Below are 14,462 nucleotides of genomic sequence, written 5' to 3'. Positions count from 1 at the left end.
TGGCGCAAGTGCGATTTCGCCGGACTCTACACTTCGGCCAGCGGCTGCGTGGCGTCGCCAAACTCGGTCCGCTCGATGCCCATCTTACCCAGCATGCTGAGGTACAGCCGGCACATCTGGCGGTCGGGCTGGTCGGAGTAGTCGAGGTTCTGGCCACCACGAATCTTGCCACCTCCGCCACCCAGCAGCACGACGGGCAGGCTCGACGCGTCGTGGTTGCCGGTGAGCATGCTGGAGCACAGCAGGACCATCGAGTTATCGAGCAGCGTCCGCTCGCCCTCCTGGATCCCCTGCATCCGCCGAGCGATGTAGGCCACCTGTTCGAGGAAGAACTGGTTGACCTTCAGCCAGTCGTCGCTGTCGGTGTGTGATAGCAGGTGGTGAATCATGTAGTCGACCCCCAGGTGCGGGAACCGCAGTGCCCCGTGGTCGTTGTTCAGCTTCAGCGTGGTGACGCGCGTCGAATCGGTCTGGAACGCCAGAACCAGAATGTCGCACATCAGCCGCATGTGCTCGACGATGTCCTGCGGAATGCCATCGGCGGGGCGTGGGATGTTGGGCCCCGTGAGCGTGGGCCTCCAGCCTTGCAGCTCGCCCCGCTTGCCAGCTTGCGAGATCCGCTTCTCCACTTCGCGTACGGAGTTGAGGTACTCGTCGAGCGTTCGCTGGTCGTGCCCGCTGATGGTCCGCCGCAGATCGTTCGAGTCTTCGAGCACCGCGTCCAGCACGCTGCGGTCGGTCTCTCGTCCCTTGCTGCCAAAAAGCTGATCGAACGCCAGCGCAGGATACACTTCTAGCGGGGTGGGCGTCGTCGGGCTGCTCCACGAGATGTGCGAGCTGTAGAGCATCGAGTAGTTCTTGTGAATCGACGGGTTGGCCTTCTCGCAACCTAGCACCAAGCTCGGGAGCTTCGTCGCTTGCCCCACGTGCTGCGCAGCGACTTGGTCGACGCTCGTGCCCGAACGAATGGTGCCACCCGAGGCGAGCGGTGCCCCGGAGAGTAGGTTGCCCGTCTGCGAGCTGTGGATGTTTCCCTTGAGGGCCTCGGCGTTGTACAGGCCGCGTACGAACACCATTTGGTCGCGAAGATCGTTCAAAGGCTGGAGCACCTTGCCGAGCTCCATGTCGGCCCCCTGCCCTTTCGCCCACCACTCGCGCGAATGGAAGCCGCAGCCCGCGAACAGGATCGCCATCCGCGTGGGAGCACCCGGAAGCGACGCGCCCGCCGGCACCGACTGGCCCCAAACACGCAGCGACTCCATCCAGGGCAGCGCGAGACTCGCGCCCAGACCACGAAGTAGGACACGACGCGTTAGTACTCGTTTCATGGTACGGATTCCTCAGCGGCAAAAGTTGCCGTGCCTTCGCTGCGAATGTTGCGAAACTGTGGGCTTGTCACAATTGCTTCGATCGCGACATGAACCCGATAGTCGTTTGCTTTCAAAGCTTCCTGCATCTGGTCGAGTAGCAACTCGTCCGACAGTTGCGTCTCGCGTGCGAGCGCAAATCCTAACAGTTTCCGGCAAAACTGCCTGACAACGTCGTCCCGCCGCGTGGTAGTGAGGTACTGGCGTAGGCCCTCCATGCCTTCCATCACCGTGCCATCTTCGAGCGTCCCGCGAAGGTCGAGCCCGGAGTCGTCGACCGTTCGCCCGATGGCGTCGAACCGCTCGAGGGCGAAGCCGAAGCCGTCGATCTTCACGTGGCACTTCGCGCACGACGCGTCCGAACTATGCAACTCGATAAGCTGCCGGGCCGTCAAACCCTCGGGCAGATCGTCGGGCAGCAGCGGCACGTCGGCCGGCGGGCGAGGCAATCGCTCGCCCAGCAGCGTCTCGTACACCCAGTTGCCGCGGAGAATGGGGCTGGTTCGCGAAGCCCCCGACTGGCTCGCCAGGAACGACGCCATGCCAAGCACACCGCCGCGACCCCGCTGGGTCATGCCATCGACCCGTCGCCACTCGTCGCCATCGACGTCCGCTATGCCGTAATGCCGAGCGAGCGTGCCGTTCACGAACGTGTGATCGGCTTCAAGAATGTCGAGCACCGATCCGTTGTGGCGGAACATGTCGTCGAAGAACAACACCGTCTCTTCGTACATGTCGTCGCGCAGCTCGGCGAATTCGGGGAACACCCGCTCGTTCTTGTCGTTGTTCTCGTCGAAGTCGCGAACGTGCAGCCACTGGCAAGCAAACTGAATCGCCAGCCGCCGCACCCGATCGTCCTCCAGCATCCGATGGGTCTCGGCGAGCACCACCTCGTTCTCCATCAAACGGCCTGAGTCGGCCAGCTCGCGCAATCGCTCGTCCGGCATAGACGACCACAGGAAGTAGCTCAGCCGCGAAGCCAACTCGCCACTCCCTACCGGGGCCACGCCTTCGCCAGCAGCCGGACGCTCGAAGCGATACAAAAACGCGGGCGAGGTCAGCACGCGTGCGAGGGTCAAACGGATCGCCTCGTCGTGATCGACCTTGCTCTCACGCAGGCGTGCGTAGAAGTCGCGAATCGATTGCTGCTCGCCCTCGGCCAGCGGTCGCCGCCACGCCCGATCCGCCAAACGAATCACCGCGTCGACGTGCACTGGCTCGGCACGAAGCTGCTGCTCGCGGAACGCGTCGGCCCGCGCTTTCACCGGCTCGCGAAGCCCTCGGTAAAAGTTCGCGGCAGCCTCGCTTTCCTGCGACCCGAACTCAATCATCTGCTCAAGTGCCTCGCCGAGCGCAATCGGCTCCTCGGCGACATATAGCAGGTTGTCCCAAAGCTGGTCGAGCTCGCGCGATTGCGATTCGTCGAGCATTAGCCGTTTGAGCAGTTCGTCCTCGCGGTAGAACAGCACCAGCGTGACCACTTCGTCCACCGGAATGATCAGCGAGTAGCACACCGCGGGAGCAAATACTTCGCGAAACTCAGCCTGCTCCGCCACGGGTGACACCGGTTCCATCCAGGGCTTCTGAGCCAAACCCTCGGTGAACTGACCAATCGGGTTGAACTTCCAAAGCTTGAGCGACAATTGCTCGATCTCGTCCGCCAGCTCCTCGGCGTGCTCGGGGCCGTGGGCGCTCCACGCTTCGCGAACCGAGGTCATCCATGGCGACTCGTTCGAGTCGGTGGTGAGCAGCGTCCAAAGCTTGCCTAGGTACTTGGCATGAAGCTGGTGTTCGCGGGCGACCCGCTCGATGGTTGTGTCACCGGCAAGCAATCGATCGCGCTCCGAACGCAGGGCTCGCAGGTAGGGAGCCCGCTCAATCGCCCCGCCCGTGCTCGCCACTTGGCCCGCGCCATCGACACTCGCGCCGATTTCTTTGGTCACCGTGAAACGATGGTAGAAGTCGCGAATCGCCTGGACGCGTTCGTCCCGCCACTCGAGCGGCGACTTGCTCGCCGAGAACTCGATGCCCGTTGGTAGCAGCACGGCGTGGGCCGCCACGTGCTTCGCGGCGCCGAGGTACTTCTCGACCATCGCGGGTGACATCGACTGCCCGGCCCCCGTGTTGATGAAGCCCTCGCCACCCGCCCCGTCGACCGGGAACTCCTCGGTGGGATCGAGAGAGTCGACGCCGGTGAGGTCGCGAATCGTGTAGTTGTACTCTTCGTTGTTCAGCCGCCGAAGCACCAAAGGACCCGGGTCGCCCGCCGTCGCCTCGGCTTCCTTGCGAAGAAAGCTGAACAGCCAGCTCTCCAGCAGCTTCTGCTCGGCCTCGGTCGGTTGCTCGGCATCCTGCGGCGGCATCTGCCGCTCCTTGAGCATCCTCGCCGTGGCTCGCCAGACCGAGGGATTCGCCCGAATATCTGCGAGCGAGCCAAACTTTTCGTAGTCGACGTTCGCCTCGCCAGACGAGCCGGCGTGGCAATCGAAGCAATAGGTCTCCAGCAGCGGACGAATGTCGCTCGCGAAGTCGACCTCCGCCCCCTGCGCAGCGAACACGGTGCCCGGCGCGAGCAGCGCGATGGCGATCAAACAATTGGAGGGAAACGACTTCATCGAAGGCCTCACTCGGGCGAGGATTCAGAATCGCTCTCGGCGAGCAAGTTCGACCACAGCCCCGCGGCGTGCGCCCGGGCCAGTGCTTCGCACCGCTCGGCGTCTCCGTCGCGTAGTGCTGCGAGGAGTTCGCCATGCGAGCGGACGGTTTGCGTTTGGGTTCGCGCGGTAGTCGAGTTGTGCACTCGATGCCTGCCTGCTAGCCAAAGAAGCAGCTGCGGGCGAAGCTGCTCCCAAGCCGCAAGCAGTCGCGAGTTGTTCGCCGCCCTGACGATTTCTTCGTGAAAGGCGAGGTCCAGTTGCGAAAGCTGCAGCAACTTCTTCGCCCGCAGCGTTTGTTCGATGATCTTGCTGAGCCGTGCCTCCACTTCGTCGGTCATGCGCTGACTCGCCAAGCGGATGGCCGCGACGTCGAGCACTTGCCGAAACTCGATGAGCTCGCGGACGTCGTCGTCGGTAAACGCGCGAACCGACGCCGTGCCTCGCGAATCGAAGTCCAGCAAACCTTCTTGGCTCAGCTTGAACTTCGCCTGCCGCACCGACGCTCGGCTAACGCCCAGCTGCGTGGCGAGCTGCGCCTCGGCGAGTGTGTGCCCGGTAGGAATCGCTCCCGAGAGGATGGCATCGCGGAGTTGCGTTTCGACGTTGTCGACGACGAGCTGCTTCTTCACTTTCCGCAGGGCGGGGCGAGGTGGAGCGGCGGTGGCTTTTGTGGCTGGCATGAAGCCAGGGTACATCGTCGACGGTCGACCGTCAAGAAACTGACCATGGAGACTCCAGAACCACCAAAATAGGTTACGTAGAATCCCGCAAAAATGCGGCAAAAAACCGTCTGAAAATCTCGGCTTTTATCGGTAAAAATAGGGTGAAATCTATTTCCTTCTCCACCGCCGCAAGTCATAGTGAGGGAGCTTGTGGGGGAGGAGAAACCCACCCATCCCGCTGGATGGGTTCACGGGACGCGAGGCTTGTATCGCGTCCCGCTGGGGGCCCTCGACGATTTGGCCGTACTGTGTTCGCAGGCGATCGTTGCGCAACCTTTCAAGGTTGCCAGGTTCTTCTTTGGAGCAAGCACTAATGAGTAGATTCTCGCACGTCTCTGTCTATCTGGCGATCGCCGCTGCGATAGCGTCATTGCTCACGACGAGCACCACCCGTGCCGCTTTGATGCCGCTTGAAGTGAGTGGCTTCAACGCCGACCTGGTCGTCGAAGCGACCGCCATTTCCCCGTTTGCACCCTACGCCGACGCGCTGGACATCTTCAATGAATATGCCTTCTTCGAAACCGGCCTCACCGGAAGCACCAAAGGCATCCCCGCGGGTGGTGCCTTCACCGCCGATATAACCTCCGTCCCGTTCGACATCGCCGACTTCGCTAGCGACAACGCGCTGTTGCTGACGCCGACCTCGACGAGCGGAGAATTGACCCTGGTTGCGCCCGCGTTCATCGACACGCTTCACGTGCTGGCCGTCTCGACCAACGGTGGTGGTCTGGGGGCCATGGTGGTGTTCTATCACGATGGCACCTACAAGCTCACCGACTACGGGGCTTTCGACTGGTTCGGAAACTTTATTGGAACCTCCGGCGGTGGCAATGCGTACCGCCCCGCGAGGCAGGGACTTGGTCGTATCAATCTCACGTCCAATGGCCTGGAGAACACGGGTGCCGCGGAGTCGAATCCTGATCTCTACCAGACCAGCATCGACCTCGACCTCACGAAGGCCGTGATCGCCATCGGCTTCGGCCGTGGCGGGCCGACGAACGTCAACACCGCCACCGCGATCTTCGGTGTCTCTGGCGACGTGCTAGGCTTCCTACCCACCCCGGTTCCCGAGCCATCGACCGTAGCCTTGGTCGGCTTCGCTTTCGCCGGCCTGTTGGTCCATCGGCTGCGAAAGTAGCCGGCTGCTAGCGTGAGATTTTCCCCGATTTTCAGCGGGGCGCAGGCGATCTGCGTCCCGCTGAACCTTTTCCCACCCCCGCGCGTGGTCTATAATAGGGGGTCCGCGAAGTAAGCTCGCGGATTGGCTTTGTCCACATCGGGGGCGAACAGGGTTCGACCGGATAGGCGAAGCGTAAGTGGCGTGTCGTGGTTGATCGGTGGCCCACGTAAAAAGCCGATTAAAACCTTCAATTGCCGAAGGTAACTACGCTTTGGCTGCCTAGATTTAGGTGTCCCGTTTGCCAGTAGCTCGCCGGAAGCCGCTGATCGAACGTATAACCCCCTCCGGACCGCCGCGGGTCACTGCTGAGCACGTCCGCGGTTAAAAAATGTTCTTGGCTAGTTCCCAGGCAGCCCTGCCAGCGAGGCGTCCTGTGAGCGAAATCAAAACTCGCTGGACACACACGTAGAAGCTTACGTGGAGATATTACGGGACGCGGGTTCGATTCCCGCCGCCTCCACATAACAGGGGATGGTGACTATCGTCGCCATCCCCTGTCTCGTTATGCCACGAAGTGACAAAAACGCTAGAATTCTCGGGCGATTCAAAATCGACTTCTTCCTCGGTTCTGCGACAGGCAGTGCCATGTCGCGACACGTCATCTGATGTCGGTTGCGCAGAAGTGCTGACTATTTGCTGACTGAATGACTCGGAAGGAGGGGTCCATGGTAGGGACTTGAGTGCATCCGCTTGGGCAATAAGGTCGGTGTGATTGTTGTAGCCAATCGTCATGCGTACGTCGTCGTGGCGGGCTAGCTTTTGTGTTTGCGTTAGCGATACTCCATTGCCCAGTAGCATGCTAACGTAGGTGTGACGTAGAGAGTGAAAATCCGCGTAACCGGCTGATGTCTTGTATGGGATGCCCACGCGCTCAAGGTCCTTCTTAACCATCAGCCACGTTTTCCGGTGAGCCAGCTTCGGAAACAATGGGGCCTTTTGGTTCAGACCACGGAGCCAGCTCGGAATCGAGCGAATAAGTTCGGGGTGCAAAGCAAGCTCGTCCTCTTTGCGATGCTTAGAGAAAGCAGCAGCAACTGTCAGCTGCGGCGGAGTGGACTTCAAGTCGAAACTGCTGGGGGTGAGGCTGGCGAGCTCCTGGCGTCGCAGTCCCGTGAGAAACGCCAACGTGTAGAGCCGTGCTCGAAGTTCCGGTCCCGTTCCCTGGACCACTTCGCTGCTACTACGAGCCGAAGCCACAAGTTTAGTTACTTCGTCAATTGTGAGTGCACGACGCTTGTGACGGATATCAGTTTTAGCGTTGTACGTGGTTAGACCCTCAACGGGACTGACGGATAGCCGTCCATTCTTGACAAGCCAGCGACACCACCCCTGAACGGCCTGGACGTAATGGTTGAGCGTCCGAAGTGCAGGAGGCTTCTTGCGAATCTTACGAAGTTTACGAAGGTACGCGTCAATTTTTTCCGACTGAAGGTCGTCTAGAGACTGGATGCCAGTTCCGGCGACAATGTCACGAATCCGGCTCATGGTGAGCGTCTTGTGTTTAACCGTCCGCGAGCCGCCGTCCAAGTAATTTTCATAATCGGCGAGATGGGCTTCGATTTGCGTCGACCGATGGTTTCGCAAAGCTTGCTGGTGGGGGTCAATCAAGCCAAGCTTCTTCTGGCGAACCTCGCGTTCAATATCTGCCGCCAACTCGTCCGTTTCTCGCTTGCGGCTATACCCCTTCTTCCGTCGACGTTTGCCGAACTCGTCAATGTACTCGATCCACCAGGGAGCGTCCCGCTTACCTTTATCGGCGCCAAGCTGAAAGACGGATGCCATGACAGTGATTCCAATGACAAGGAAAGAAGCTATTGGCGATTATCGAGCTTCGGGCATCCGTCCGCTATCCATTGCTCCACATCGTGACGTCGCCACCGGACGCTGCCGCCGATGCGAATCTCCTTTGGGAATCGGCCCAAGCTTTTCATGCGTTGAATCTTGCGAACCGAAATGCGGAGAAGCTGCGACGCTTCCTCAATAGTCAGTAGCATCGGCTGAAACTCTTGGCTGTCATAGGTGATCCCGCCGTCACCAGGGTGGTTCGTGTTGCCAAGCTTGTCAGGCTGGCTTCCGACACCTTCCTTGTTCGCCGCTGTATACCGCAAGCCGTATTGAGATATTTTGGCTGCCATGAAAGTTCTCTCACGAGAATGGTTGCTTTGATTGATACCGGAGCCACGCCAAGGTTTAGGTCTAAGCTTGGTTAGCGGCAGAGGACTCCCGCGCTAGGCGTCAGCTTGGTACGCGGCGCCATTCAGTGCGCACTGAATTACCTTTAGGATATCAGTGCGCACTGTAAGGTCAAGTGGATTTTTTACGTAAAGGGCTATCCACAGGCTCTAGCAATCCTCGGCGGCCCTATCTTTAAGGTGGTATAGCAAGAAGCTGGCTTGTCAGAGAAGCAGTTGACTTGGGAGCGGGAGTGGGGACACAGCAGAGGATGCGTGGCTGCTACGGAGAAAGCAACTTCTCTGGCGGAATCCCCAAAGCGGCCGCGTAAGCCTTGATTGTATCCACCTGGGGCGTGCGTATTCCCCGCTCGTGCTCACTGACATTCTGGCTAAACGTTCCGGCGAGTGTAGCCAATTCTTGCTGGGTCAACTGCTTTTCATTGCGGAGCAGGCGAAGCCGTCTACCAATTTGTGCGGCAGTCTGCTTATTCAACATGCTTTGATACTTGGCATCTTCATTGAATGCCGATGCAATGGCTCGACACTGAAACGGCATCGCTTCCAATAGCCAATGGCGGTCAGCGGGATTGGCCTCTAGCCGAGCCACCAATTCTTCGACCGATTTTGCGAGTAGCGCCCTCTCAGGTGATATACGTTTATCCACATTGGCATTAGTATGCCCCTTTTTTTTACGCCGAGCAACTTTGGCGGCAACGCCTGTGGCTTCGTCGACGTCACCTGCGTCTGGGATGCGAATGAGGTGAAGGAGTTCGGCCTGTCGGCTAGCCTTCCCTTCCGCCGGGTCCATACTGGACCACTCATTTCCAGCCAAGACAACACAGGCACTAGCCAAGACTTCGCTTGGCACGACCACAGAAGGCTTGGTATGGACGAGGGACCGAACGTCTCGCTCGAATCGCTTCCATCCCGACATCGAGACGCCCGACGTCCGACGCACATGGCTTGCTATGGAGTTGAGCTGGAGAACTATCTGATACAGGTCACGCTGAGCTTCGGCGTCCCCTTCTGCTACCCGGGAAACCAATTGCTTCGCGCGGCTACGGATTGCAGCCGCATGCTCACGGGGGATGCCTACATTCGAAGTTGGCTGCTTGAGTTTTTGAGGCATAAATCAGCTCTAATGTCTAGCGTACCGCAGTGCTTCGATTCGGCGTGGGCCTCTCGATTCTAGCACGCGGCCCGGCCCGTCGACAGTTTTGGTCGCCGAGACCTCGACGGGCGAGCAGACCTCCAAGTACTCTACGCTGGGAAGGGGCACGCTTAGCAATTGAGCGGTGGAGTTACTTCCCTGTCCATATGTATGCACCAAGCAGGCTACCCCCCCACGTCGATTCCGTCTTGCGAGTCATCCCATCCGATCTCGCTTCCAAAAACCTCTTGACATAGATCGTGGATCCGATCAACGTCCACCTGGTCGATGGTCTTGAAGATGAGGACCCAACTATAGCCCTCGTCCGCACCTCGATCTGGAAACTCACCGTACGCCAGTTCTTCGAATCCCGCTCGCCCAAGCAGCTCACGGACATGGTCGCGTTGTGCATCACGCGCCGTAAGTTTGCCGCGGTGCGGTGCATTGTTAAAGACGTAAGCAGCGTTCTCGCCTACCAGCTCTTCGACGCCCCAACGCGAACAAAAGTCTTCCTGAGAGTGAACTTCGCAGATTTGTCTTGCTCGGTTAGTCCAATTGGTCGACATGGCATGGTCTCGAATACGGAGAATCGTGAAGCGAGCGATGGATATAACTAGTGCCGAGTAGACGGTTCGGTCACCACACAATGAAGTCGCCGAGTTTACTGGGAAATTGCCGGTGGTAGAAGTGAACGCTTCCTGATCGGGACGACAGATAGGGCTACGGCCGTCATAACCATGCCCTTAGCTTTTCAAACCGCGAACATACCTGGAAATGACCATCCGCTGGTAGGCAACGAAGGAGGGTCCCCCAGAATCCAAAGAGCGACGATAGCCTTCCGCTGTGTGTGGATCGGCTGCCGCGACCGCGGCGGCTTCCAGTTCGATGCGTTGCCGCATGGTGAGCGGGGCAAGATACTCCTCGACACAGGCATCCCATTCCACCTTGGTGACAGCTTCGTCCATCGTAACCGTTGCTGCTCGCGGTGGCGGCTTCTGCTGCTTTGACTTCCGATAGTCCTTCGGCGCGGCGTAGTCCTTCCGTATCGCGGTGACCAAGAAACCCGGAGCGTTGGCGGAGATTCGCTTGTCGCGACGACTGGTAAGCCAGTCGAAAACACCGATCTTCTCTTCAATTCGCGGCGCGGAGAATTCTCTGATGAGTGCTGCGGCCGTCGACTTGGAAACGCCTCGGTCCACTAGGCTGTGGAGTAGCGACGCGGGCTCGGACTGCGTCGTCGGAAGACTCCTTTGCTCAGGGATCTGCCGCGCGACGGAGATTGTCCAAATCTTGGGTCGCACTTTTCGATAGGAGACTGGCTTGATGTATCCGGCTCGCTCCAGTTCTTCCATGGCTGGCGTCAGACGGGCCTTCAATTGACCTGTGTCGTAATTGCGACTGAAGCCAAGTTTCTCGCATGCGAACGTCCTTAAATCGAATTCCCATTCGGGCTCGTGGAAGAATCGTTTGTCCAAAAAGCGATAGGCACGTTGAGCGGCTGGGCGTTTCAGGGAACGATAGAAGCCAAAGTCGAGCGGCTTCAGATAGCCGGACTGAAACGACTTAAACAGCTGGCGGTTCCAAATAAAGCTGGACTGAGTGGATGGTCCGCGCGATGCTTGATGGCGACGGCCGTCGGTGAGCTTGAAATACTCGATTATTCCAACGGCCTCCGTGTCTGTCCAACTGCCCCGTGCATGGTCCCGCCACGCATTCCAGTAGTGAACCGAAACACCTTTCCAGCGGTGCAAAGATTCCTCAATCCGTTCATAGGCCCAGCCGGAGTTGTCCCAACCCAGTAGCTGTATAATCTGATGCTTTGTGAACGTCACCTCCGGATTCGTAAAATTATTGGCAATGCCGGTCAGCTGTAAAAGTGCCGCAAGAACTTGGTCGTCCTTGGCTGTTGGCAAACCGTACAAGTCGCTGCCAGTGACGCAGACCCGACGGGTCACCTGCTGCCCCGTCTTCCAATCCTTAACCGTGTCCTCAAATTCCAGCGTTCGCTGGTTCGCTGGCACGATATCCGATAGCAAGGCCAGCGGAAACTCTGCCAAATTGTTTTCGTCGGTTCCTCGCACGAACTCCGCGAGCGGTACATGTTTTTCTTTCCTTAGAGCTGCTCTTTGTTTCACAATTCCTTTGTAAAAAAGAAACAACACCCTGTTGTTGTTCTCTTATGAGATTAAACAAAGATGTTATGGGGCGAATTCGCGAGTCAAAACGCAGCCTTGCTCCGATAAATCTCGCCCTACTGACGTACGGTCCGGCAGTTTTCTCGCCGAGATGACGTCGATTCCTCGCTCCAATCCCGTATACGTCCTCGCCTCACTTCCGTATCGTCGTCAGCAAATCCTCGCCGCAGTGACGCACACCATTTTCTCGCCCCAGTGACGTATCGGGTACGCCTTTCACAAGCCGCTTACTTTAAGCGGCTTGAAGTGGAGCGTAGCGCGAGACGGCACCACACTGCAAGTCATTTTTCTTCGACGGTTGTCTTCAGGCCGATACTGTGTGCTTGGCTTGCTTGCTTGCCGACATTCCACTAATACGGATGGATGTCCGGCGGGCTGGTTGGCATGCTGCGGGCTTTGCTGGAAAACTCGCCAGGTTGTCGTACGCCAAGTCTATATGCCTGCTGTAAACTCGGCCGAACGGCCGGTAAAAAAACATGCTTGCCAACCTACCGGCAGTCATGCCAGTGTCGAAGCATGATGATTGTGTTTGCAAATTCAAAAGGGGGCGTTGGCAAGTCGACGCTGGCTGTTCACTGCGCGGCGTGGCTGTACGACCGTGGCTTTAAAACCGCATTACTTGACGCCGACAAACAGCGTTCGTCATCCGTCTGGATGTGCGAAGTCGAGCCGCAAGTCACGGTTCGAACCGCAAACACCGCCGAGGAGTGTGCTGTAAGCGCCCAAGAACTGCTCAGAAGCCACGATTTTGTCATTGGCGATGCACCGGGGGGGCTGGAAGATCTAAGTCGCACCTTGCTAATCCTCAGCGACTTGGCGATTTTTCCGATTTCACCCTCCATCCTCGATGTCCGCTCCGTTCTGACAGCGACGGATGTTCTCCGCTACGCCCAGACCATCCGTAATGGACTTCCCGAGGGTCGGCTGGTTCTGAACAAGATGAAGACTCGCGGCCGCATCAGTACTCAGCTACGGGATGAAGCTCCCAAGCTAGGTCTCAAGGTCGCACATAATGTCATACGCAGTTTAGAAATCTTTTGTGATGCCCCGCAGCAAGGGACGGTCGTGACGAGACTTCGCCACAAGGCGTCTCGCGCGGCGGACGAGCTAAACGCCTTGTTCAACGAGTTGCTGGGGGATCATCTGGAGAAATATTCGCAAACTACAGGAGGCAAAGAACTGCATGGCTGAACGGAGAACACTCGGAGACGCATTCTCAATGAACCCAGAGGCGATGGCGTTTATCAACGGCGGTGCGTCGGAGACGACTGGCGACCCGCGTGGCCAGAGGCCGAAGCCTGTGGAGAAAGCTATCGACGTAAGCTTGAAGAACACGAACAGCATTCTGTCGGAGAGCGATGGGCCGCAGCAGTCGTCCACTAGCCGTCGGCGGCGGCAGGGAAAAGAAGCCTCTCATCCGACCGACCGAGACATTCTCGATGAGGTGCTGGTTCCCTTAACAACTCGGCTGCCTCATCGGCTCGTCCAGATGCTGCGACGCAGGTGCCTGGAGCAACAAATTCAGCATGCCAAGCCAGACAGCATCCAGGAGATTGTCGAGGCGGCACTAGTGGGCTGGCTGGCCAAACAGTAGTGACGCGTGTCTTGTTGCTTCACGCCCAACAGGTCCATTTGGCGACGTACTTCGAGTTGGGCGTGATGAGCTATCAACAGATCCAACTTCCACGTTGTCCATCGAGGCGGGGTTCAAAAGGCCATCCGTTTTCAAGCTGTGCGATGGAGGTGTGAATGAACCACCATGGTATTCCGATGCGTCCTGCTGTCAGCCAGTGCCCCACCATGATAAATGCTAGGAATTTGATTGCCGAGCAGAATTCACCATCGCAGGGCCGGACTATTTTCGGCCGCCAGCTTGGCGAAGGCGCTAGGGGCTAGGGCGCAAAATGTAAACGCTGTCAGTCGCGGCAAACTCTCGGCCTCATATTGAGAGGTTAGGTATGAATCCACTTAACGGGTCGCGCGACCCTTCAGGCAAAGCCGCTTACGATGGAAGAATCGGCGGAGTACACGACTACGGACGGCCAAGATGGTACACTGCCGGCTTCTGAGAAACCGACCACATCTCCTGCCAAACTACCCGATCGACGAACAAATTCATGAAACGAGCGGCCATTCTAACGGCACTTCCGGTTGAGTATTTAGCCGTGCGAGCTCACATTCGCAACCTCCAGGAGGTAATCCATCCGAAGGGGACAATCTATGAGATTGGTGAGTTCGAAGGTTGGGAAGTTTTGATCGCTCAGACGGGTGCAGGTAACCCCAGGGCAGCGATGGAGACAGAGAGGGCTATTGCCTCGTTTGCACCAAATATTGTTCTCTTTGTTGGAGTTGCCGGAGCTATCAAAGACTTGGACCTCGGCGATGTGGTCGCGGCCACGAAGGTATACGGGTATGAATTCGGTAAGGCCGATAAGAAGTTCTTGCCACGGCCGGAATTTGGTAAGGCTTCATACAGCCTTGAAAAGCGAGCAGACGTCGAAGCGAGGAAGTCTGACTGGAAGCAGCGTCTTGAGGGCAATGGGGTCGATTGCAAAGTTAAAGTGCTGGTCAAACCAATTGCGGCTGGAGAGCAGGTCATATCGTCGACTCGCTCTCCGACCCATAAGTTCATTCGCGCACAGTATAGTGACGCGGTCGCGGTTGAGATGGAAGGCTTGGGTTGCCTGTTGGCCTGCGATGCGAATGAAGACGTCCAAGCACTTATCATAAGAGGTATTTCGGACCAGATTGATGGAAAGGAGCAAGCCGACCTCGCTGGCTCACAAGAATTGGCCGCATCACATGCAGCTGCATTTGGGTTAGAGATCCTCTCTAAGGTGCCAGGAGCTCTAACGTCAACAGGACCCCCAACTACGACAAACCCTTTTCCGCCCCGGTTCTGAGTGCAGGGAATGAGCCGGGGCCTCATATCTTACAACCTGCTGGAGGGAGATCGCACCTCCAGGCCGCGGCGCGGCAACACGCGTCTGCCTATCAGCAAGGTATCCCAGCCCTTC

12 protein-coding genes and 1 other RNA gene are annotated in these 14,462 nt (G+C 58.1%); 5 read left to right on the top strand and 8 right to left on the bottom strand.

Annotation, left to right across the window (positions count from 1 at the left end; translation table 11 throughout):
- Positions 1–26: 26 nt before the first annotated feature.
- From SH292x_RS23185 to SH292x_RS23175, 3 genes are read right to left on the bottom strand one after another with little or no spacing between them, the layout of a single operon-like run.
- The gene (locus SH292x_RS23185; protein WP_442483402.1) at positions 27–1,328 is read right to left on the bottom strand and encodes a DUF1552 domain-containing protein; all 1,302 of its coding nucleotides are present in this window, start codon (positions 1,326–1,328) and stop codon (positions 27–29) included.
- On the bottom strand, positions 1,325–3,982 hold the full coding sequence (locus SH292x_RS23180; protein ID WP_442483401.1) for a DUF1592 domain-containing protein: 2,658 nt from the start codon (positions 3,980–3,982) through the stop codon (positions 1,325–1,327). Before SH292x_RS23180 ends, SH292x_RS23185 begins: the two co-directional genes overlap by 4 nt.
- 8 nt (positions 3,983–3,990) lie before the next feature.
- Positions 3,991–4,704 carry a GntR family transcriptional regulator gene (locus SH292x_RS23175; RefSeq protein WP_442483400.1) on the bottom strand — a complete coding sequence of 238 codons (714 nt, stop codon included), beginning with the start codon at positions 4,702–4,704 and terminating at the stop codon, positions 3,991–3,993.
- A 355-nt stretch (positions 4,705–5,059) separates the two neighbouring features.
- Here SH292x_RS23175 and SH292x_RS23170 point away from each other — a divergent pair, with 355 nt between their 5' ends.
- Complete coding sequence (locus tag SH292x_RS23170; RefSeq protein WP_442483399.1) at positions 5,060–5,884, top strand: PEP-CTERM sorting domain-containing protein; 825 nt, start codon at positions 5,060–5,062, stop codon at positions 5,882–5,884.
- A gap of 140 nt (positions 5,885–6,024) precedes the next feature.
- Positions 6,025–6,389: a transfer-messenger RNA gene (gene ssrA / locus SH292x_RS23165) on the top strand.
- On the opposite strand, the gene SH292x_RS23160 is transcribed toward ssrA, so the two are convergent.
- From SH292x_RS23160 to SH292x_RS23140, 5 genes are all read right to left on the bottom strand, one after another.
- Complete coding sequence (locus tag SH292x_RS23160) at positions 6,353–7,708, bottom strand: tyrosine-type recombinase/integrase (RefSeq protein ID WP_442483398.1); 1,356 nt, start codon at positions 7,706–7,708, stop codon at positions 6,353–6,355. The two genes, ssrA and SH292x_RS23160, sit on opposite strands and share 37 nt — an antisense overlap.
- Positions 7,709–7,737: 29 nt before the next feature.
- On the bottom strand, positions 7,738–8,061 hold the full coding sequence (locus tag SH292x_RS23155; RefSeq protein ID WP_442483397.1) for a helix-turn-helix transcriptional regulator: 324 nt from the start codon (positions 8,059–8,061) through the stop codon (positions 7,738–7,740).
- 319 nt (positions 8,062–8,380) lie between these two features.
- On the bottom strand, positions 8,381–9,229 hold the full coding sequence (locus SH292x_RS23150) for a helix-turn-helix domain-containing protein (protein ID WP_442483396.1): 849 nt from the start codon (positions 9,227–9,229) through the stop codon (positions 8,381–8,383).
- A gap of 206 nt (positions 9,230–9,435) precedes the next feature.
- A complete protein-coding gene (locus SH292x_RS23145) occupies positions 9,436–9,816 on the bottom strand; it encodes a hypothetical protein (RefSeq protein ID WP_442483395.1) in 381 nt (126 codons plus the stop codon).
- A 177-nt stretch (positions 9,817–9,993) separates the two neighbouring features.
- Complete coding sequence (locus tag SH292x_RS23140) at positions 9,994–11,412, bottom strand: replication initiator protein A (RefSeq protein WP_442483394.1); 1,419 nt, start codon at positions 11,410–11,412, stop codon at positions 9,994–9,996.
- A 549-nt stretch (positions 11,413–11,961) separates the two neighbouring features.
- Between SH292x_RS23140 and SH292x_RS23135 the strand changes: the two genes are divergently transcribed.
- The 3 genes from SH292x_RS23135 to SH292x_RS23125 all read left to right on the top strand — a co-directional run bounded on the left by SH292x_RS23135 (position 11,962) and on the right by SH292x_RS23125 (position 14,348).
- A complete protein-coding gene (locus SH292x_RS23135) occupies positions 11,962–12,636 on the top strand; it encodes a division plane positioning ATPase MipZ (RefSeq protein WP_442483393.1) in 675 nt (224 codons plus the stop codon).
- Between the two features lie 28 nt (positions 12,637–12,664).
- Positions 12,665–13,039, top strand: coding sequence for a hypothetical protein (locus tag SH292x_RS23130; RefSeq protein WP_442483392.1), 375 nt, complete (start codon positions 12,665–12,667; stop codon positions 13,037–13,039).
- 523 nt (positions 13,040–13,562) lie between these two features.
- Positions 13,563–14,348: a 5'-methylthioadenosine/S-adenosylhomocysteine nucleosidase family protein gene (locus tag SH292x_RS23125; RefSeq protein ID WP_442483391.1), complete on the top strand. Its 786-nt coding sequence runs from the start codon at positions 13,563–13,565 to the stop codon at positions 14,346–14,348.
- Positions 14,349–14,462 lie beyond the last annotated feature (114 nt).

It is taken from the genome of Aeoliella fuhlenseeensis, from assembly GCF_052161615.1.
GTDB lineage: Bacteria > Planctomycetota > Planctomycetia > Pirellulales > Lacipirellulaceae > Aeoliella.
This window is presented reverse-complemented; position numbering and strand designations above follow the sequence as displayed.

Excerpts from the sequence above, each read along its gene's own strand:
- SH292x_RS23185 (WP_442483402.1), bottom strand. The coding sequence starts at position 1,328 with ATGAAACGAGTACTAACGCGTCGTGTCCTACTTCGTGGTCTGGGCGCG.
- SH292x_RS23180 (WP_442483401.1), bottom strand. The coding sequence starts at position 3,982 with ATGAAGTCGTTTCCCTCCAATTGTTTGATCGCCATCGCGCTGCTCGCG.
- SH292x_RS23175 (WP_442483400.1), bottom strand. The coding sequence starts at position 4,704 with ATGCCAGCCACAAAAGCCACCGCCGCTCCACCTCGCCCCGCCCTGCGG.
- SH292x_RS23170 (WP_442483399.1), top strand. The coding sequence starts at position 5,060 with ATGAGTAGATTCTCGCACGTCTCTGTCTATCTGGCGATCGCCGCTGCG.
- SH292x_RS23160 (WP_442483398.1), bottom strand. The coding sequence starts at position 7,708 with ATGGCATCCGTCTTTCAGCTTGGCGCCGATAAAGGTAAGCGGGACGCT.
- SH292x_RS23155 (WP_442483397.1), bottom strand. The coding sequence starts at position 8,061 with ATGGCAGCCAAAATATCTCAATACGGCTTGCGGTATACAGCGGCGAAC.
- SH292x_RS23150 (WP_442483396.1), bottom strand. The coding sequence starts at position 9,229 with ATGCCTCAAAAACTCAAGCAGCCAACTTCGAATGTAGGCATCCCCCGT.
- SH292x_RS23145 (WP_442483395.1), bottom strand. The coding sequence starts at position 9,816 with ATGTCGACCAATTGGACTAACCGAGCAAGACAAATCTGCGAAGTTCAC.
- SH292x_RS23135 (WP_442483393.1), top strand. The coding sequence starts at position 11,962 with ATGATGATTGTGTTTGCAAATTCAAAAGGGGGCGTTGGCAAGTCGACG.
- SH292x_RS23130 (WP_442483392.1), top strand. The coding sequence starts at position 12,665 with ATGAACCCAGAGGCGATGGCGTTTATCAACGGCGGTGCGTCGGAGACG.
- SH292x_RS23125 (WP_442483391.1), top strand. The coding sequence starts at position 13,563 with ATGAAACGAGCGGCCATTCTAACGGCACTTCCGGTTGAGTATTTAGCC.